Source organism: Sulfurimonas sp. (genome assembly GCF_029027405.1).
Lineage (GTDB): Bacteria > Campylobacterota > Campylobacteria > Campylobacterales > Sulfurimonadaceae > Sulfurimonas.
Window position 1 is genome coordinate 2,294,768 of record NZ_CP093396.1, and the last position, 20,394, is coordinate 2,315,161.

The following is a 20,394-nucleotide window of genomic DNA, read 5'->3' on the forward strand; positions in this document are numbered from 1 at the left end:
AATATGTTTGGTATGGGTTTTACTGAGATACTTTTTATTGCTGTGATTGCTATCCTTTTTCTAGGTCCAGATAAACTTCCAACTGCTATGGTTGAAGTAGCTAAATTTTTTAGAGGTCTTAAAAAAACCATAGGAACAGTTAAAGACTCAATAGAGCAAGAAATGAATGTAGCAGATATAAAAGAAGAAGCACTTGCCTACAAAAAAGAGTTATTAAAAGCTACAAATGAGATAAAAAAAGTTACAGATGTAAGCTCCATAACTCCGTCTCTTACAAACTTAAATGATGATTTTCTAGATGATTTAGTAGAGCCAAAAAAGAAAAAAGAAAGCCCAAAAGAAGAAAAAGTAACCTTTAAGAAAAAACCTATAAGCAAAGAAGATATAAAAGATGTTTGATGATTTAAAACCACACCTGATTGAGCTAAGAAAAAGACTTGGTATCTCAGCAGCCAGTTTAATTACTATGTTTTTTGTTATGTTTTATTTCCATGAACCAATTTTAGAGTGGATGGTGGAGCCTTTAAATATAGCTCTTCTTGAAGTTGGTAAAAAATCTGTTCATGCAGCAGATGGAATGGTTACAACTTCTCAAGTTGGTGGGGCATTTTTTGTTGCCTTAAAAGTTTCATTTTTTGCGGGTATTGTTGCTTCCCTACCTATAATACTATCACAAATCTGGCTCTTCATAGCTCCCGGCCTTTATGCAAATGAAAAAAAGATGATTATTCCTTTTATAATTGGAGGAACTGTAATGTTCCTTATTGGTGTTTTATTTGCCTACTATATCGTGACCCCGTTTGGTTTTGATTTTCTCATAACCTTCGGTAGTTTCAAGTTTACACCGCTAATAAATATAGAAGATTATGTAGGGTTTTTTACAAAAATTATGTTTGGTTTTGGACTTGCTTTTGAGCTTCCTGTTTTTGCTTACTTTTTAGCACTACTTGGTCTAATAGATGACAGAATGATGATATCATTTTTTAAATATGCAGTTATTATTATCTTTGTTGTTGCTTCACTTTTAACTCCTCCAGATGTTCTAACTCAACTTCTTATGGCAGGACCACTTATCATACTTTATGGTTGTTCAATAATAATAGTTAAGATGGTAAATCCTGCACCACCACTTGAAAACGAAGAAGAAGATGAAAGTAAAGAAGAAGTAGTTGCTATAGAAAAAAAAGACCTCGATTAAATCGAGGCTTCTAACAAATCATTATGAATTCGCAAAAAGAACTATTAACTTCTAGCTATGACTTTACACTTCCCTCTAAATTTATAGCAACTTACCCAGCAAACCCGAGAGATAGTGCAAAACTTTTAGTATATAATCGAAAAACAGATGAAATTATACATACATATTTTCATGATTTTGAAAAATTTATCCCAAAAAATTGTGCTTTAATCTTTAATGATACTAAAGTTATTAAGGCTAGAATATTTGGAAAAAAATCAACTGGTGGGAAAATAGAGTTACTTATAAACAAACCCCTAGATGCTAACAATATAAATGTTTATATTAGAGGTAAGGTAAAAGTAGATACTAAAATTTACTTTGATGAAGAGTTGGTTGTAATTGTAAAAGAGCTAAGAGATGATGGGAGTAGAGTTGTAAACTTTTATAAAAATATATCTCTTCTGCGATTTGAAGACCTCCTCCCAATTTTAGATAAAATAGGGCATATTCCACTTCCCCCTTACATTCAAAGAGAAGATAATGAAGAAGACTCTTCAGAGTATCAAAGTGTGTTTGCCAAAGAAGAAGGAGCAGTAGCCGCACCTACTGCATCTCTCCATTTCACTGGGGAACAGCATAAACAAATATGTGATAATCATACTCATGCTTATGTAACACTACATGTAGGAAGCGGAACTTTTAAACCAGTTGAAGCACAAATAATAACAGACCACCCTATGCACTCAGAATATTATGATATTTCAGATAAAGCAAAAGAACTTTTAGATTCTAATATTTCAATCCTTAGCATCGGAACTACATCAACAAGAACTATAGAATTTTATGAAAAACATGGCAAAATTCAAAGAGGCGAAGCAAATCTATTTTTACATCCAAATAACAAACCGCTAAGAGTAAATCATTTACTTACAAACTTTCATCTTCCAAAATCAACTCTTTTAATGCTAGTTGCTTCATTTATAGGAGTTGATAAAACACAAGAACTTTATGCAGAGGCTATAAAAAATGAGTACCGTTTCTACTCTTATGGCGATGCAATGTTAATAATATAAAATTAAGCAGTAATAACTCTGCCGTTTTGTATAATAATTTCACCACTTAATTCAGCTTCAAAGACTCTTTGAGGGTACTCTTTTAAAGCTAACTCATAAGTTGGATTTGTTTTACAAAACTCTATAAAATCATCAACTTTGTTTTCTAAAATATCTCTAGATGCAAACCTTGAAACGAACTCATCAATATCGTAAATAGCTTTAGCTTTTAATGATTTTAAAAGTTCATTCGTTCCTTCACTCTCTCCCATTCTATGTGGAATAACAAAAATTTCTTTTCCCATTTTCAATGCAAGTTCTATACTTCTCATACTTCCACTATTTAACTCAGCTTCTATAACTACTAACACCTCTCCAAGAGCTACAACAACTTCATTTCTTACTACAAAACTCCAGGGAGTTGCTCTAAAATCTTTTTCAAACTGACTAATCAATAATCCTGATTTTTCAATATCTACTAATAAATTTTTGTTAATTGCTGGATATTTAATATTTATACCACAAGGAAGAACACAAATTGTATTTGACACTCCAGCACTTTTATGAGCAATAGCATCTATGCCCATTGCTCCTCCGCTAACTATACATACACCATTTTTATATAAAGAGGAAGCTAACTTATGGGTAATTAAGCGAGAATATTTTGATGGCTTTCTACTACCGACTATTGAGATTTTTACTCTTTTTAAAAGTTCAAGATTACCAGTAAAATAAAGTTGATTTGGGTAGTTCTTCATAGACTCCAATTCAACTATTTTATCTTCAACTTTTTTCACCTAATAAAGCCTATCAATATAAACTAATTCAACCTCTTTAAACAAAGATTTTGATTCATGTAAGGCTAAAAGAGTATTTGCATGAGGATGACCAATAGCTATCGCTGTACCATGAAGTTTGGCTATTTTTATAGCTCTTTTTATCTGTATTTTTATAGATGCTTTATCCATTTCATGATCTAAAAACACATCTCTTGCAACATAGTTTAAACCAAGGTTTTTCATTACTTTTGGAGCTTTTGTTAAAGCAGTTGTTCTACTATCTATAAAATTAATTTTTTGAGATTTAAGAGCATATAAAAGGCGATTCATCGCCAGTTCATTTGCTGTAAATTTACTTCCTGTATGATTATTTATATATGCAACTCTAGGGAACATCTGTTTAATCTTTAATATTCTTTGCGATATTTTAGCATCTGAATCACTTATTCTTAAAGTTAATGGCTCCTCGGCACTAAAACTTTGTGCTTCTAAAGGTAGATGCACCATATATATTTTTTCTTTAGATGCCAACTGTGGCGAATTTGGACGAAATGAACTAGGTGGTAAGAATGACATTGTTAAAGGGATTCCCAAACTTTTTATTGCATTTACATGAGAGTTCACACTAACATCATCTATTATTATTGCTAATTTTGGTTTTGTCGATATTTTTTTAATATCTCGCTTAACTCTTGAAGGTGGTTTTGGAGGTTTAGGCAAAGATATATCTTCATACTCATGATAAGCACCTGAAAAAACTTTACTTTCTTCTTTTAAAACTTTTTTTAACCTTGCATTTACACTAGGAACTGATTTTTTAGAACTGATTTTTTCTAATTTTTTTAAAACAGAGAGTCTTTTTATTTTCTCTTGTTTAGCTTTTACTGCTATCTCTTCTTTTGCGTCTTCATAACCGAAATAATATCCTGCAACCAACGAACTCAAAGTAATAGCAATTATTGCTAATAACCATGCTAAATATGTTAAAAAATTACTATTGATTTTTTTCTTTTTTCTTTTTGCCATCTATATAATTATCTCCAAATTTTTTATAACTATACCTAAAAAAGGAAAAAACTAGCAGTAATATAGCAAAATGAAAAGTATGTAAAACTTAGATGTAATTTTAAGCATCTTTTATGTATAATCGCGAGTTCCTTTCTATTTGTATCATTAATTGTAATGATATATTTATATCCGAAAGTAGAAACAATGCCATTATAATGGTAAATACCAAAGGGAGATTATACTCTATGAGAAAATACGAAAACCTAGTTATCGTTAAACCAACATTTACAGCTGAAGAAATCCTTTCTAGCATCAAAGCTATCGAAGAAATAATTACTTCAAATGGTGGCGAAATCGCTACTACAGACTCTATGGGAATGAGAAAATTAGCATACCCAATTGATAAAAATGAGCGTGGCTACTACCATGTTATATATTATTCTATTGCTCCATCTGCAATTACTGAAATCGAAAGACGCTTCCGTATCAACGAAGATCTTCTTCGTTTTGTAACTATCAAGTACGATACAAATCGTGAAATCACAGCTTGGAATCAGCTAGTTCAAAAAGCTGAGAAAAAAGCAGCTGCGAAAGTAGCAACTCCAGTTGTTGAAGAAACTCCTGCAGTTGAAGAAACTCCAGTAGCGGCAGCTGAGTAATAGCTAAAGCCAAAAAGATTAAGGAAAGTTCATGTTTAATAAAGTCATATTAGTTGGAAACTTAACTAGAGATATCGAATTAAGATACTCTCAAAGTGGCATGGGAATAGCAAAAACTGCTATTGCTACTAGTCGTAAATTTACTAGCAATGGTGAGAAAAAAGAAGAAGTATGTTTTGTAGATATTACTTTTTTTGCTAGAAGTGCTGAGATTGCTAACCAATACCTTCGTAAAGGGAGTAAAATCCTAGTAGAAGGCAGACTTCAATTTGATCAATGGACTGACCAAAATGGACAAAAACGCTCTAAGCATGGTGTAGTTGTAGAAACTATGCAGATGCTAGACTCAAAGGGTGATAATCAAGGTGGTGGATACCAAGCTCCTGCGCAGCAAAATGCACAAAGCTATAACCCTCCTCCTCAACAAAACCAAAGTTACCAACAGCAACAACAACCAAGCTATGGTAACGATGAGCCTAAAGGGCAGCAAAAGCAACAACAAAGCTATCAGCAAAATGCAAATGCGCAAAGTCGTCAGATGCCTAGTAGCAATGATGTTCCTGTGATTGACATCGATGAAGATGAAATTCCATTTTAGACAATAATATATAAAGGAAATACCATGGCAGAAAAAAGAAAATACAAAAAAAGATTTTGTAAATATTGTGAATCAAAAGTTGATTTTATGGACTATAAAGAAGTAGGAGCATTGCGTTTCTCACTTTCTGAGCGTTATAAAATTATGCCTCGTCGTTTAACAGGAAACTGCAAAAGACACCAAGACATGATTTCAGCAGTAATAAAAAGAGCTAGAGCTGCAGCATTAGTTCCATATACAGTTACTAGAAAACAAGTTATAACTCAACCATTTGAAAACTTAAGATAGGTTTTCAACTCTTCAAATTCCTATGCAAAGCATAGGAATTACTACTCAAGCAAATAATTTAGGAATATTTTTTGCTATATAAAGGTTAAAAAGTACTCATATGCATAAAATTATTCTTTTTCTATTTCTTCTTACTTCGCTTTACTCAAAAAGTTCTGATTTCTCAGTTATAGTACAGGAGCCTTTCAACGATGCTCTTTTTGATGTTACTCAAGATTATGACGGACAGATTAGTGCTGTTGGAATATCTAGAAACTATAAAGAATCAAAAATAAAGAGTAAAACATATACAAATGCTTTTGATTATCTTTCTAGTGTCTCAGATGCTTTTGGCTCACAGATGCATCTACTTAAAATAGATAACTATGCAAAGTTAACCATAAATAAATCTTCTAAAATGTCTAAGTTTAGTGAAGCTATAGCAGTTGTAAAAACACCTTCAAATGGATACTTTGTAGGTGGTTATACTCTAGATGGTTCACTAATAATATTGAAACTAGATTCAAATGGTAATGCCATTTTCACTAAAACATTTGGAACAAATAATTATGACAGAATGAGCAATCTTATAAAACTTCGAGATGGTGGTGTTTTAGCTATTGGTAGTTCTATAACCTCTCGTTCTTCTCATGACTCACTTTTTGAAACTGGACTTGGTTTAAATGATATTTACTTAACTAGATTTTCTAAAGAGGGTAGAAAATTATGGAGCAAAAAATACGGAACTATGTATGATGACAGAGGGATAGATGCTGTTGAGGCTTTTGATGGCTCTATTTTAGTTCTTAGCACTACAAGTTATGAGAAAAATAAAAATGTAACTTTGATGCGTATAACAGAAAATGGAAATAAAATCTGGCTAAAGCACTATAAAACAGATGGTGTAATCACTCCACACAAAATTATTAAACTTAGAGATAATAATTTTTTAGTTTCACTCTCACATAAAGATGACATGAATAAAGACCAAGTTAGACTTATAAAGTTTGATCTTCAAAAAAATATTTTGATTGACACAACAATTTCTACAACTTATGCAAGTGGTTTGAAGGATATAAAAGAGTACTCTGATGGTTCCCTAATAGGTGTTGGTTATGTACGCGACACTTACAATACAAATGCCTTAGTTATGCTTTTTGACTCTACTTTAGGTATGCTCCACCAAGAACATTACGGTGATGAAAACTATGATATTTTTAATGCGGTAACAATCCTTAGAAACTCTCAAGCAGCAGCTGCTGGAATTAATACACATAAAAATTCTCAAAGCTCAAATATGTGGGTTGTAAAACTCAACAGAGATGCAACTATCGCTCAAAAATCTACAAAAGTAATAAATATTTATGAAGAACTTATTGAGTTATTTAAGCAAGAAATAGCAGCTTACAAACTTGTAATAAAAAAAGATTTGAGTATTGAGTTTATTGATCATGAATTATATTTTAAAGTTTCTAAGTTTGAACTTACTACCAAGCAAAAAATATATTTAAATGAATTTTCAAACAAACTTATACCATTTCTTAAAAAACACCAAACATATATAGATGCTTTAGAAATAAATGGACATACTTCTAGCGAATGGGGTGGAGCAAAGTTCACTTCAAGATACTTAAAAAATGAAAAATTATCTATGAATCGTTCATACTCTGTTTTAAGTTATATCTTTAAAAATCAAAATCTGAAGATTCAAAAATGGCTAACAAACATACTAAAAGGTAGTGGTTTAAGCTACTCTAAAAATGTTATGCAAGCAAAGCATGAAGACAAGGAGAAGTCCAGAAGAGTATCTTTCAAGATACTCTTGAACTAGCTCTAAAACTTAAACGAACTTTATCTTGTTTGAGTTTTTTATATAATTTATATTTTGCTTTTTCTAACTCTTCTTCGTTCATTGACATAGCATCTGTCAATTGTTTTACATCCATTTGAGCACTATCCATTGCAAATAGTTTTAACTCTTTTTTTGTAAGTTTAGCTTTTAATACAGCATATAAAACTTTATCATCTTCTACAAAACTATCAATCTCCATCTTACAAAATCTTGCAAGCATCTGTCTAAAATTATTTTCATCGTTATACTGTTTCCAAACTGAATTTTCTAACATTTAAATCTTCTCCAATATCTTTGTTAAATCTTTTTCTTTTATAATAATATTTGCTTCTTTTTCTAAAATTTCTCTAGCACAAAAAGCTACTCTAGTGCCAGCATGAGCAAACATACTTAAGTCATTTGCCCCGTCTCCACATACTAAAGTCTCATCTTTAGTTACACCTAAAATATTTTGAAGTCTTACAAGCATATCGCCTTTAGAGAAGTTAAACATCATATCTCCTCCAACAAGTCCTGTAAGCTTTCCATCTTTATGATGAAGCACATTTGAAAAGTCTGCGTCATATCCTAAAATATCTTTTGCGTAACCTGTTGCAGTTCTAAAACCACCACTAAAACAAACTACTTTTATATCTCTTTTTTTTAGTTCTGCAATAAGCTCAATAGCTCCATTCATATATGGTAAATTATGACTTATTTTTTCAACTATAGATAAATCTAAACCCTTTAAAAGTCCCACGCGTTCTTGTAATGATTCAAAAAAATCAAGTCTCCCACTCATTGCTTCTTCTGTTATACGAGAAACTTCTTCACCAATTCCTATTTCATCGGCAAAAAAGTCTATAGTTTCGCCATCCATCAATGTAGAATCAAAATCAAATACAGCTAGTTTTAGCATTTATATCACTCACTTTTGTTATAATGTCGCAATTATAGCCAATTATATAGATTTAGGATTTTTTTTGTTTGATACACTTATGCATAAATTACAAAACAGCACATATATTACCCTTGAAACTACACCAGCTCACTCACCTACTTTTGCTCCAATAATTGAGAAAATCGAAGCATTAGGACTGCAAAATTATGTAGACGCTTTTACAACAACAGACAATCCTTTAGCAAAACTAAAGTATAACTCTCTTTTTGCTGCTAAAATGTTACAGGATAAGTTTAATAAGCCTGTAATTGCAACGATAAGTATGAGAGATAGAAATAAAATAGCCTTACAGTCTGATTTACTTGGTTCAAATGAAGTAGATATACGAGCAATTTTAGCACTGACTGGTGACCCTGCTACAATCTCAGACCAACCTCATGCAAAGGGAGTTTTTGAAGCAGATAGCACACTCTTGCTAGATATCATAGCCTCTTTTAATAGCGGACTTAGTTATGCTGGAAAGCCTTTTGCTCATAAACCAAAATATATATATCCTTTTGCTGTTGTAAATTCTTATGCCAAAAATCCCAAAACACTTCAAAAAAAGATGCAAAAAAAGATACGACATGGGGCAAAAGGTATAATATCTCAACCTTTATATAGTTTGGAAAATGCAAAAAAGCTTTTAGAGATCCATGGAAATGCAAATATAGAATCTAGAAAATATAACAAAAGTTCAGAGTTGGTTTTTGGCATCTTCCCGATTACAAAATTAAGAACTGCACAATTTTTGTCTGCTCATGTACCAGGAATTAATGTTCCAAACTCTTGGATAGAAGCTCTAAGAGATGCACATGCGAAGAGTGAAGAAGAAGAGTATAAAGTTGGATTTGAGCTTAGTAAAAATCTTTTTGATTCTCTAAAAGAGTATCATCCAAAGATACACCTAATGACAGCAAACCAATTTAAATTAGCTCACGATATATTAAAATAAAATAGGAAAATTATGATTGACTTAAAACTACTACAAAAAGATTTTGAAAGTATAAGTAAAAAACTACAAAGAAAAGGTGTTGATATAGCACTTCTTGAGAGCTTAAAACTTAAAAATGAAGAACTTAAAAAAGCTAAAGTAAGCTTTGAAACACTTCAAGCTTTACAAAACTCTATGAGTAAAGAGTTTGGTGTTTACAAAAGAGAAGGTAAAAATATTAGTGAACTTAAGCAAAGAGTAGATGCCAATAAGATTGTTATTGCTGAGGCACTAGATATCCAAAGAGTTAAACAAGAAGAATTAGAAAATATTGCCATGGCTGTTCCTAATATTCCGGATGATGAAGTTCCAGATGGAAAAGATGAAAATGATAATATTGAAATAAAAAAAGTTTTAACTCCAAAAGAATTTACTTTTACTCCAAAAGAGCATTGGGAATTAGCAGAACAAAATAAGTGGATAGACTTTGAACGAGGAGCAAAACTCTCTGGCAGTCGTTTCAGTGTATCTTATGGCATGGGTGCAAAACTTGAAAGAGCACTTATAAACTTTATGCTTAATTTTAATGGTAGCAGAGGTTTCAGAGAAGTTAGCGTTCCACACATGGTAAACAGGACTGCTCTTGAAGGAACAGGTCAACTTCCAAAATTTGAAAATGATTTGTACAAAATAGAAGGGCAAGAAATGTTTATGATTCCAACTGGCGAAGTTCCTTTAACAAATCTTTTTCAAGGAGAAATACTGCCATATGAATCACTACCTATAAAGATGACAGGTTATACTTCATGTTATAGAAAAGAGGCAGGGGCAGCAGGTCGTGATACACGAGGAATGATAAGACAACATCAATTTCATAAGGTTGAATTAGTTTGTATTACCAAAGAAGAGAGAAGCGATCTAGTTTTTAACGAAATGATTGATTGTGCTTCTGATATATTAACGGCACTAAAATTACCACATAGAATTGTTCAACTATGTACAGGAGACTTAGGATTTGGAGCTGCTAAAACAGTAGATATTGAAGTTTGGCTACCAGGTCAAAACACTTATCGTGAAATCTCTTCTATCTCAAATACAAGAGACTTCCAAGCAAGACGAGCAAAAATTCGTTACAAAGATGGCAAGAAAAATAAATTTGTTAATACATTAAATGGATCTTCTCTAGCTGTAGGAAGAACACTTGTAGCTTTAATGGAAAATAATCAAAATGAAGATGGAAGAATAGATATTCCTGAAGTCTTGAAGCCTTATTTAGAAATGAGCGTTTAAAATGCAGAAACTGGATAATGGTACCTTTATTGCTTAATAAAGGACAATAAAACAAGGTATATCATGGCTGAAGAAGTAGCAGAAGAAATAATAATTATTGAAGAGAGTGATGCAGCAGGTCCAGAAACAACACCCCTAGAAGATGAAAATCAAATACAAGCAACATCCAAAAATAAAAAAATACTATTTATTAGTATAAGTACTATTCTTTCTATACTCATAATATTTATTGTTATCTTTTTTATAATAAAATCACCTAAAAATGAAGTTCAATACAATTCCATGGACTTTATTGAAGAAAAGCTAGATGAGAATACACAGGTCCATGTAGAACCTAGTAAACTTGAGCATATGATAGCAAAAGCCAACTACTTATACTCAACAGGTTCAAAAGATGAAGCTCTATTTTTATATGAAAAAATTGCACAATATTCTGAAGCAATTTCTGTTTACAACTTAGGAGTGGCTCAACTAAAAGATGGAGACTATGAGATAGCACTCAAAACATTTAAAAAAGCAATTTTAAATGATGAAAAAAGATGTGTTAGTGCAATAAATGCTGCTGTTTGTTCTTTACATTTAGGCTATGAGAAAAGCTTTAGATATTATATAGACCTTGCACATGCCTACTTAGCAAAAGAAAAAAATTCACCCTTATATTCTTATTATTATACTCTTATTAGCTACTACAACCAAAACTATTACGAAGCGCTAAGTGCATTAGAGGATCCAACAAGTGAGGAATATCCAACTACTCAAAAACATTTAAAAGCTAAAATAAATGCTCTTTATTCAAATAATTATAAAGCCGTTGAAGCGATGGAAAAAGATTTTGATACAGATGATTCTTTTAATATCGCTCTTTTATATGCGAAAATTGGAGATATTACACTTGCTCAAAAATATTTAAAAGAGTCTCTTATTAAAAATATAGAACCTGTTAGATCAGCTATTGCTCAAGCTTTTATTAACTTAAAAGCAGGTCAAGTAACAACGGCAAGTAAGCAACTTAAGAATGTAACAGATATGTTCCCAGAGAAAGTTTATGAGCCATATCCAATAAAAGTAAAATTAAAAGATTCTCTATTTGACCCACTAAAAGCACAGGTTCGGTACAGAGAAAAAATTGTTAACTCTCAACTTTTTAACTATCAAAAAATATTTTATTATGCTCCTTATAAAATATTTAATGCAGATAAAACTATTAGTTTCATTCAAAAAGGTAATGCAAATATTTATATTAACAATACTTCATCTGCTAAACAATATTTAAGAAGAAGTGCTTCGTCTTCAAATGTAAATAAAGGTATTGTTATCGCGATAAAGAATGCTCTTGCCTTTAAACTTAGAGATGCAAACAATGAGCTACAAAGATTAGTTAAAATTCAACCAAAACATTCAATACTTCAATATAATCTTGCATTAACTTATGCTCAAATGGGAGATATAAATAAAGCTAATAAGCACTTTATACTCTCTTTTCATTTAGACTCAAAAAATTACTTGTCTGGTATTTTTGCTATTATGACAAGCCAGCTTATAAATAAAAATGCAACAAATTTAACAGTTATTCTAAAAGATTCAATCCTATTAGAAAAAGATAGTGAGCAGATATATATGTACAAAACACTTTTAAATATCAGTGATAATAACATTTTATCAAGTGCTGATTGGCTCGATAAAGATTATAAGCAAAAACCGCTATATTTAGCACTAGACACCATAATAGCTTTGGAATTGGGAAATAATAAACTAGCAAAAAAAGCTTCTCATAAACTAACTCTATTACTGCCAAATGAAATCCTTTCACATATAATGTACATTGATGCACATTTTAGAGACTTCAAACCTAAAATTTATGCAAAAAAAGTATTAAACTATTTAAAATTACAAAAATTATCTTTTGATGATTTGTATTATGGACCATATATTACTAGATATTTATATATTCAACAAAATCTTATTATTGGTAGATTATACTTTTTGAGACAGCAACTTAAAGATGTACTTGAGAGTACAGATTCAAATACACACGAGATAGCAAGTTCTCTTGCATTAGCTTCTCTTTACGATAAAGCTTTTGAAGAATCATATACACTATATAATCACTTGATAGATAATTTAAAAGTAAGGGATGCGTACACAATTTTTTTAGGAGCAGTAGCATCTACTGCAGCTTTACATCATGCAAATGCTATAGTTCTTTTAAAATTAGCAAAAATGAAAGACAACAACTTTCTTGAAAGTAGATACGCTCTTGGTTTGCTCTACTTAGAAGTAAAAAATAATAAAGGAGCTGTTATACAGTTCGCTAGAGTTGGAGACAATGGTTTTAATTCTAGTTATTTTGATTTTCAAATAGACTTAGAGGAGTTACTATTTGAAAAAGAACAAAAAGAGAAAAGTAAAAACTAAAAGCCTATTTCTTTACAAGTGTTTTTGGCATCAGTATTACAGTTCTTGCAATTCCATACAAGATATATATAACTGCCAATAAAGTAAAACCTTCAATAGGGTACATAAAAACAAGTAGTAGAGCAGAAAGTATAAAAACAAAAGATTTCATAGCGTGTTTAGGCGATAAATCTATCTTTTTAAAGCTAGGATATCGAATATTACTAACCATTAAAATTGACACTAAAATTGATAATAACATAATAACAATTCCATAATCAACATTAAGGTCATATTTATGAAATAACAGAACAAGCAAAGAGACAAAAACAGCTGCAGTAGGTATAGGAACACCAATAAACACACTAGGTTCACTACTAACAGTCATCACATTAAACCTAGCAAGTCTTATAGCACCAAAAATGACAAATAGTGCAGATGCAACCACGCCAAATCTACCAAATTCATGACCAACAAATAAGTACATTAAAAGTGCTGGAGCAACACCAAAAGCTACCATGTCTGCCAAAGAATCAAACTCTACTCCAAACTTTGAACAAGTATTTGTGAGTCTTGCAACTCTTCCATCTATACCATCTAAGATTAATGAAAGCATTATTAACCAAGAAGCTTTGTCATACTCACCGTTAACTGCACTAATGATGCTAAATACACCCGAAAAAATTGAAGCTGCTGTGAAAATATTTGGCAGTATGTATATTAAATTAGCTTGTTTGGTCTTCATCTTTTACATCTTTTTTTACCATTTTGGCATCTTCTTTTAACTCTTCTTTTATCTCATTAACTGATTCAATAACCTTAGATTTTAGATTGTTCTCTTTTTCAAAATTGACTATAATTTCTCTTACTTCATCGCCTGTAATATTTTCTTTTTCATATAAAAGTTCAACCATATTTTCAATGGCACCTTTATACTCTTCTAATCGCTTTATTACGCTACCGTAATGTTCCTCTAATGATGATTTAATGAAGTTATCCATCTCCTCAGCCATTTTATCACTATATTCACGAGTAGCTTGTTGACCACCACCTATAAAAGATTGTCTACTTTTTTCTAAAACCATCAGACCAGCTACATCTGTCATTCCATATGTTTGTACCATTGATTTAATAATATCTGTAGAACGCTCCAAATCATTTCCAGCACCAGTAGAAATCTCACCTATAAAAACTTCTTCGGCAGCTCTACCACCAAGTAAAACATCTACTTCTGCCCACATTTCAAAGCGTTGCATCATAAATCTATCTTCTTCTGGTTTGTTTAGAGTATAACCTAAAGCAGCAAGACCACGAGGCACTATAGAAACTTTAGAAACTTTTTTTGCTCCATCTGTAGTTTCAGCTAACAGGGCATGTCCACTCTCGTGATAAGCAACAATTTTTTTCTCTTTTGGATTTATACGACGAGATTTTTTAGCAAGTCCTGCTATTGCTCTCTCAACTGATTCAAATAAATCACTCTGCTTAACAGTTTTTTGACTTTTTCTACCAGCAAGTAATGCTGCTTCATTTATTATATTTGCTAAGTCTGCACCTGCAAGTCCTGCTGTAAGTCGAGCTATTTCATCTATCTCTACATCATCATCCATTTTTACGCTTTTCATGTGTACTTTTAAGATTTTAACACGACCTTCAAAATCTGGCTTATCCACTAATACTTGTCTATCAAAACGCCCTGGTCTTAAAAGTGCTGCATCTAGCACCTCTGGTCTATTTGTAGCAGCTAATATAATTACCGGTGTATCAGTACCAAAACCATCCATCTCTGCTAATAGTTGGTTTAAAGTTTGTTCTCTTTCATCATTCCCACCCATCATGCCACCAGCAGCACGACTTTTACCAATTGCATCTATTTCATCTATAAAAATTATACTTGGTGCATCTTTTTTTGCTTGCTCAAATAGGTCACGAACACGAGCCGCACCAACACCAACAAACATTTCTATAAAACTAGAACCGTTTACCGAGAAAAATGGAACATCTGCTTCACCCGCAACAGCTTTAGCTAAAAGTGTCTTACCAGTACCTGGAGAACCAACAAGTAAAACACCCTTTGGAATTTTAGCACCAATTTCAACATAACGAGCAGGATACTTTAAAAAATCAACAATTTCTTGAACTTCTTCTTTTGCTTCTTCAACACCTGCAACATCATCAAATTTTGTATCCGGTTTTTCTGAGTTAATCATTTTTTTAGAATTACCCATACCTAGAATTCCGCCACCCATGCTTTTTTGCATGCGTCCAGCGAAGAACATCCAAATACCTATAATAAGTAAAAATGGAAATAACCAACCAAACATTTCTGTAAACCAATTTGTTTCACTAAAACCAGAGTAATCAATACCTTTGCTATCTAGTAATGAAACAAGATTTACATCACCTGGTATCAGTCTAGTTGTATAAATCATCCCATCTGCAGATTTTGCTTTTATGTAGCTTTGCCCTATTTCTACTTTTGATAAACTCTTAGACTCTATTAAGCCTTTAAATTCTGAGTAGCTAACTTGTTTTGATCTGCTCGTTGAAGTGCCATTATTCGCATTAAATGCTGAGCCATCACCGACTAGTCCCTTGAACAACATAATTATTACAATTGAAAAAATTGCAAAAGTTATTAGTGGGTTTTTATTAAAAAAATTATTATTTTTATCATCATTTGAATTTTGTTTTGACATTTTTATCTCTTTTTTTATTTTCTTTTTAAAATAAGTGTTATCCACTCATCTTCTATTATTTTTTCTATTATTTCACAATCTTTGTAAAAATTCAAGACTTTCTCTTCATACTTGTCTAAAATACCTGATATTATTAAAATGCCATCTTTTTTTAAAGCATTTTTTAAATCTTTGGCAATGAAAGTAAGGACATCTGCAACTATATTTGCGACAACGACATCATACTTTAAAGAACTTAATGAACATGAACCTTCCCAAATATTTGCAAATTCTAAATTATTTAACTTTGCATTTTTTATACTATTTTCTACAGATATAATATCAGTGTCACATGCATCTACGATAGCTTGAAGTTTCATTGCTCCTATACCAAGAATTCCACTTCCACAGCCAACATCTAAAAGTGATTGACCTACACTAACATACTTAGATATTGCTCTAAGCACACTAGCAGTCGTTGGATGATGTCCTGTCCCAAAAGCTAAAGCTGGATCTATCTCGATATTTATAAGTTCTGGATTTGATTCATTCCAAGTTGGATGAATATAAAATTTACCTATACATAGGGGCGTAATACTTTTTTGATAAAGCTCAACCCAATCACTATTTTTAAGCTTCTGGTGATGACACTCTAGCTCTATGCTTTTACCTAATGCTTTTCCAAGTGCCTCGCAAAATTGTTCTAATCCCCAAGCAATGGTTTCAAGTTCTTCTTCGCTTCTCACAATGAAACCTGACTGGATTTCTTCAAAACCTACAGGGATTGTATCGGCTAAAAAATCTGCGAACAACTCCTTGTGAGATGAAATTTCAACTACTAACTCGTAGTAGTACTCCTGCATTACTGGGCGATACCCATAACTGCACCAAGTTTTTCTTTTAATACTTGAGGCGTAAATGGTTTAACTATATAATTGTTTACCCCTGCTTTTAGTGCCGTAATTACTTCAGACTTACCACCTTCTGTTGTTACCATTATGATTGGTGTATCAAGAAACCTTTCATCAGCACGAACTTTTTTAACAAGTTCTAGTCCGTTCATCTCAGGCATGTTCCAATCAGTAATTAGCATATCTATATCAGGATTTGCATCCATTTTAGCCCAACCTTCAAGACCATCAGCGCCCTCTAGTATATCTTTGTAACCTAAACGAGCTAAAGTATTTTTTATAATACGTCGCATTGTAGAGCTATCATCAACAACAAGTAATTTCAATTGAAATCCTTTTTAAATTTATTTGTAAAATTTATACTCTAATAATAGCAAAATTTTTATTATTTTTCAATTAATTCAATAGTTTAAACATCTTTTGTAAATCTAATCTACCTTCATAATAGGCTTTGCCAATTATAACACCATCAACTTCATTCGTAGCTATCAAAGCCTCTATATCAGACTCATCTTTCACCCCACCACTTGCTATTGTACTTATTCCACTTACTCGTGCTATATCTAAAGTAAACTCTACATTTACACCAGCTAAAGTTCCATCTTTACTCACATCGGTACATATTATAGCTTCAACACCAGCAGAGGCATACTCTTTAGCTAGGTCTATTGCTTTCATAGTGCTCACATCTGCCCAACCTTCTACTGCTACAAAACCATCTATGGCATCTATTCCTACTGCGATAGGATATTTACTAGCCATCTCTTTTACAAATTCTGGATTTGTTACAGCGATAGAACCTAAAACAATTCTATCTATTCCTATCTCAAGCATTTTTTTAATAGTTTTTTCATCCCGAATTCCACCACCAAGTTCCAACTTAACATTACAGTTTTGTCTAATTTTTATTATCTCCTTTAGGTTTCTTGGCTCACCTGCAAACGCTCCATTTAAATCAACTAAATGAACCCATTCTGCACCCATTTGTTCAAATTTTTGCACTAAAGACCAAGGCTTATCTGAGTAAATTTTTGCACTATCCATTAAACCTTTTGTAAGGCGAACCGCTTTTCCATCTTTTAAATCTATTGCTGGGTAAAGTGTCATTTTTTATAATCCTATAAAGTTTTTTAATATCTGAAGTCCATTTTCATGGCTTTTTTCTGGGTGAGGTTGAATTCCAAATATATTGTCATGAGCAACGCACGATGTAAACTCATAACCATAATTTGTTCTGCCTACAATATCTTCTTTATTTATACAATTCACATGGTATGTATGCACAAAATAAAGATAATGTTCTTCATCTAAGTTTTCAAAGAGTGGATGATTTTCAGTAAACATTCTGTTCCAACCCATGTGAGGTACTTTTAGTTTTTCTTCAAATTTAGATGTATCAAAAGCTTTGACATCACCTCTTATAAGACCTAAACCATCATGTTTTCCGAACTCTTCACTTGAGTCAAACAGAAGTTGCATCCCAAGACAGATACCAAGCATATATTTTCCACTATTAGCATACTCTTTTATAGCATCAATCATATTCCTTTGTCTTAAATGCTCCATAGCATCGCCATATGCACCAACACCAGGGAGAATTAATTTATCATAATCTTTAAACTTACTTGGGTCATTTTCAACAACCGTTTTTTCACCTAACAAAGTAAATGCATTTTGTACACTTGCTAAATTTCCCATGTTATAATCAACTATTGCTATCAATACTGTTTCTCACCTTCGTAAATTTAATATATACCGCTAAACTGACTAATAGAAGAGCAACCCCACCAATAATGTATGTTGCATATATGAGTTTTTCTGGATCTGTAATAGCAAACTTAAACACTAACATCAAAGCTTCAATAGAAAGAGCAATGATTATGGAACCCAAAAACTTAACCATTGTTTTATGCGGTCCTGAAATATTTTGTTCTTTATGTCTTCCTAAAATCTCTTCTTCTATAAGTGTCTTTGCTAAATCAAAGATGGCAAGAGAGAGAGTTAAAAGAATAGTAGCTTTAAACATATCATCTATTATAAGATCACTTCCTGCAATTTCCTCTATAAAAAAACTTTTTATACCATGAAAAAAAAGAAAAATTGCAACCGCTACTAATGCAAAGGCAAACATAGCATAAGAAAATTTAAAAAACTGAGAAAATAAAATATCTGATTTATTTAAACGAGCAATTTTAAGCACTTCTGCTAGTGGCATGTCTAAACATGCAACATATTTAATATTACCTTTTTCATCAAAAATTGGTTGAGAAGCTGTTACTGTGAGCTCTTGAGTAATGAGAGATGGATATGGGTCTGTAATGCTACATCGACCCTCTCTAACTGCTCGATAATAATAGGCCCTATCCGCTCTGATTTTACCTGCATCATCATCAACTTGTCTATTTGCAGTGTAAGTTGGTGTTATCTGAACACCTTTATAATCAAGCAGATATACACCTTCACAGTTTTCTAAATCTGCTTTTATCTTTAGTATACGCGGCACTATCATCTCTAAAGAAAGAGATGGAAGTCTATTTGGAATATTTTTAGAAAAAAGATAACAAAAGTAAGCTCTCGCCTTTGTTCTTCCTTGTGAAAAATCTTGAATATCTGATGCAACCATTTATTTAGTTAAATCCTTCCTTATTTGTTTGTATATCTACGACTTCTGGACGGTGTGTTATACTCGGACCAAATATTTTTTTTATTATTGATTTAAAACCTTTTTCATTTTCTTCATATTCACGCTCTGCTTCTTGAAGTGATACTTCCCATGCTGAAGAAAATCCCGGCGCTTTTAACATCATTTTTCTTAATGCTCCATCATAAATATTTAAAAGTCTAAGCTCTGCACGACCTGGTTTTTGACCTAAGGTTTTTACTGAAATTCTTAAATTTTCATTTTCTTTTTTAAACTTTTCTAAATCTTTTTCTAAGTTTTTATTTCCCAAATCTGTTATTTTCATCTGTCTATTTAAATGTTCTTTATATTCTTGAAGTTCTTTTTTATGAGATCTAATTTCAAATCTGGATTTTATATAACTCATAAAATAACCAATAACAAAACTTGCAAGTATTAATAGTATCCCTAAAGTACTCAATTCCATAAAATTCTCCTTTTGATAAATACGATTATACCTCTTATAATCATATTATTTTATTTAATTTAGCTTATTTTATTGTTTTTTCTCTTTATTTGTCTTAAAATATAATTTAAAGTAAAAAAATAGGCTAAAAATATTCTGTATTTAGATTTTATAGTTTTAATTAGATAATTTTTGGTGTTTGTCTTAGCCTAAGTGGAGTTTAGTTCTTCTTGTAATGTAGTCTAAATTACTTTTAATCTACTTTTAATGTCACTCTGATTTGTTTTGGCATATAATATTTAAACTGCTTAGGACTTATAAAAAAATCTATTTCACCCTGTTTATCTTCTAATTCACTCCACTCCTGGATATCAAATTTTATTGCCACTATTGCTAAAGAAGGCATTTTGGCAATATGCTCGCCACTAAGCATAAAAACAAGTTCACTTAACTGTGGATTATGCCCAACTATAAACATCTCTGAATGTTCATCATCTTGAGCTATTATTATCTCTTTTATCAATTCGGGAGGAGATAAATACAACTCTTGTAAAAAATATTTTGGTCCTGAAAAATTTATTTTCTCAGCTAAAATATTACTTGTTTCTTGAGCTCGTAGTGCACAACTAGAAAGAATCACATCCGGATTAACACCTCTCAAGGTGAGGTAAGAACCCATAGTATTGATATGCTTAAGACCTTTTTTTGTAATGTCTCTCTCCATATCACTTTCACCAGGAACACTCCAGTCAGACTTTGCATGTTTTATTAAATATAAAGTTTTCAT

The 20,394-nt window shown here is 31.7% G+C and carries 23 protein-coding genes; 10 read left to right on the forward strand and 13 right to left on the reverse strand.

Features of this window, described 5'->3' with window-relative positions:
- Positions 1-3: 3 nt before the first annotated feature.
- Genes tatB through queA form a run of 3 tightly spaced genes read left to right on the forward strand, consistent with a single transcriptional unit; the run spans position 4 to position 2,253 of the window.
- A complete protein-coding gene (gene tatB, locus MOV42_RS11115; RefSeq protein WP_324171247.1) occupies positions 4-399 on the forward strand; it encodes a Sec-independent protein translocase protein TatB in 396 nt (131 codons plus the stop codon).
- A complete protein-coding gene (gene tatC, locus MOV42_RS11120) occupies positions 392-1,198 on the forward strand; it encodes a twin-arginine translocase subunit TatC (protein WP_324171248.1) in 807 nt (268 codons plus the stop codon). Before tatB ends, tatC begins: the two co-directional genes overlap by 8 nt.
- A 23-nt stretch (positions 1,199-1,221) precedes the next feature.
- Positions 1,222-2,253, forward strand: a complete 1,032-nt coding sequence (gene queA / locus MOV42_RS11125) for a tRNA preQ1(34) S-adenosylmethionine ribosyltransferase-isomerase QueA (protein WP_324171249.1) — start codon at positions 1,222-1,224, stop codon at positions 2,251-2,253.
- Positions 2,254-2,255: 2 nt separating this feature from the next.
- On the opposite strand, the gene MOV42_RS11130 is transcribed toward queA, so the two are convergent.
- Entirely contained in the window at positions 2,256-3,029 is a 774-nt protein-coding gene (locus MOV42_RS11130; protein ID WP_324171250.1) for a DNA-processing protein DprA, read from the reverse strand.
- The gene (locus MOV42_RS11135; protein WP_324171251.1) at positions 3,030-4,037 is read right to left on the reverse strand and encodes a divergent polysaccharide deacetylase family protein; all 1,008 of its coding nucleotides are present in this window, start codon (positions 4,035-4,037) and stop codon (positions 3,030-3,032) included.
- Between the two features lie 227 nt (positions 4,038-4,264).
- Between MOV42_RS11135 and rpsF the strand changes: the two genes are divergently transcribed.
- The 4 genes from rpsF (at position 4,265) to MOV42_RS11155 (ending at position 7,374) form a co-directional block, all read left to right on the forward strand.
- Complete coding sequence (gene rpsF / locus MOV42_RS11140) at positions 4,265-4,678, forward strand: 30S ribosomal protein S6 (protein WP_324171252.1); 414 nt, start codon at positions 4,265-4,267, stop codon at positions 4,676-4,678.
- Positions 4,679-4,709: 31 nt separating this feature from the next.
- A complete protein-coding gene (locus MOV42_RS11145; RefSeq protein WP_324171253.1) occupies positions 4,710-5,276 on the forward strand; it encodes a single-stranded DNA-binding protein in 567 nt (188 codons plus the stop codon).
- Positions 5,277-5,300: 24 nt separating this feature from the next.
- Complete coding sequence (gene rpsR, locus MOV42_RS11150; protein WP_324171254.1) at positions 5,301-5,564, forward strand: 30S ribosomal protein S18; 264 nt, start codon at positions 5,301-5,303, stop codon at positions 5,562-5,564.
- Positions 5,565-5,664: 100 nt separating this feature from the next.
- A complete protein-coding gene (locus MOV42_RS11155) occupies positions 5,665-7,374 on the forward strand; it encodes an OmpA family protein (RefSeq protein ID WP_324171255.1) in 1,710 nt (569 codons plus the stop codon).
- Here the strand turns inward: MOV42_RS11155 and MOV42_RS11160 are convergent.
- Positions 7,355-7,669, reverse strand: a complete 315-nt coding sequence (locus MOV42_RS11160; protein WP_324171256.1) for a hypothetical protein — start codon at positions 7,667-7,669, stop codon at positions 7,355-7,357. The two genes, MOV42_RS11155 and MOV42_RS11160, sit on opposite strands and share 20 nt — an antisense overlap.
- Positions 7,670-8,293 carry a phosphoserine phosphatase SerB gene (gene serB / locus MOV42_RS11165; RefSeq protein WP_324171257.1) on the reverse strand — a complete coding sequence of 208 codons (624 nt, stop codon included), beginning with the start codon at positions 8,291-8,293 and terminating at the stop codon, positions 7,670-7,672. It lies immediately after the preceding gene.
- A 64-nt stretch (positions 8,294-8,357) separates the two neighbouring features.
- Here serB and MOV42_RS11170 point away from each other — a divergent pair, with 64 nt between their 5' ends.
- From MOV42_RS11170 to MOV42_RS11180, 3 genes are all read left to right on the forward strand, one after another.
- On the forward strand, positions 8,358-9,269 hold the full coding sequence (locus tag MOV42_RS11170) for a methylenetetrahydrofolate reductase (RefSeq protein WP_324171258.1): 912 nt from the start codon (positions 8,358-8,360) through the stop codon (positions 9,267-9,269).
- A gap of 12 nt (positions 9,270-9,281) precedes the next feature.
- The gene (serS, locus tag MOV42_RS11175) at positions 9,282-10,538 is read left to right on the forward strand and encodes a serine--tRNA ligase (protein ID WP_324171259.1); all 1,257 of its coding nucleotides are present in this window, start codon (positions 9,282-9,284) and stop codon (positions 10,536-10,538) included.
- Positions 10,539-10,601: 63 nt separating this feature from the next.
- Positions 10,602-12,953 (forward strand): hypothetical protein, encoded by a 2,352-nt coding sequence (locus tag MOV42_RS11180; protein WP_324171260.1) that lies wholly within the window; start codon positions 10,602-10,604, stop codon positions 12,951-12,953.
- Positions 12,954-12,957: 4 nt separating this feature from the next.
- Here MOV42_RS11180 and pssA read toward each other — a convergent pair whose 3' ends face one another.
- The 9 genes from pssA to MOV42_RS11225 all read right to left on the reverse strand — a co-directional run bounded on the left by pssA (position 12,958) and on the right by MOV42_RS11225 (position 20,394).
- Positions 12,958-13,677 carry a CDP-diacylglycerol--serine O-phosphatidyltransferase gene (gene pssA / locus MOV42_RS11185; RefSeq protein WP_324171261.1) on the reverse strand — a complete coding sequence of 240 codons (720 nt, stop codon included), beginning with the start codon at positions 13,675-13,677 and terminating at the stop codon, positions 12,958-12,960.
- Complete coding sequence (ftsH, locus tag MOV42_RS11190; RefSeq protein WP_324171262.1) at positions 13,658-15,631, reverse strand: ATP-dependent zinc metalloprotease FtsH; 1,974 nt, start codon at positions 15,629-15,631, stop codon at positions 13,658-13,660. Before ftsH ends, pssA begins: the two co-directional genes overlap by 20 nt.
- Positions 15,632-15,645: 14 nt before the next feature.
- Positions 15,646-16,473, reverse strand: coding sequence for a 50S ribosomal protein L11 methyltransferase (locus tag MOV42_RS11195; protein WP_324171263.1), 828 nt, complete (start codon positions 16,471-16,473; stop codon positions 15,646-15,648).
- Entirely contained in the window at positions 16,473-16,847 is a 375-nt protein-coding gene (locus tag MOV42_RS11200) for a chemotaxis response regulator CheY (protein WP_324171264.1), read from the reverse strand. The genes MOV42_RS11195 and MOV42_RS11200 overlap by 1 nt, the downstream gene beginning before the upstream one ends.
- Positions 16,848-16,917: 70 nt before the next feature.
- A complete protein-coding gene (gene hisA / locus MOV42_RS11205; RefSeq protein WP_324171265.1) occupies positions 16,918-17,628 on the reverse strand; it encodes a 1-(5-phosphoribosyl)-5-[(5-phosphoribosylamino)methylideneamino]imidazole-4-carboxamide isomerase in 711 nt (236 codons plus the stop codon).
- Between the two features lie 3 nt (positions 17,629-17,631).
- A complete protein-coding gene (gene hisH, locus MOV42_RS11210) occupies positions 17,632-18,243 on the reverse strand; it encodes an imidazole glycerol phosphate synthase subunit HisH (protein ID WP_324171266.1) in 612 nt (203 codons plus the stop codon).
- A complete protein-coding gene (locus MOV42_RS11215; protein WP_324171267.1) occupies positions 18,227-19,144 on the reverse strand; it encodes a PDC sensor domain-containing protein in 918 nt (305 codons plus the stop codon). The genes hisH and MOV42_RS11215 overlap by 17 nt, the downstream gene beginning before the upstream one ends.
- A gap of 4 nt (positions 19,145-19,148) precedes the next feature.
- On the reverse strand, positions 19,149-19,628 hold the full coding sequence (locus MOV42_RS11220; RefSeq protein ID WP_324171268.1) for a hypothetical protein: 480 nt from the start codon (positions 19,626-19,628) through the stop codon (positions 19,149-19,151).
- A 232-nt stretch (positions 19,629-19,860) separates the two neighbouring features.
- The gene (locus MOV42_RS11225; RefSeq protein WP_324171269.1) at positions 19,861-20,394 is read right to left on the reverse strand and encodes a SixA phosphatase family protein; all 534 of its coding nucleotides are present in this window, start codon (positions 20,392-20,394) and stop codon (positions 19,861-19,863) included.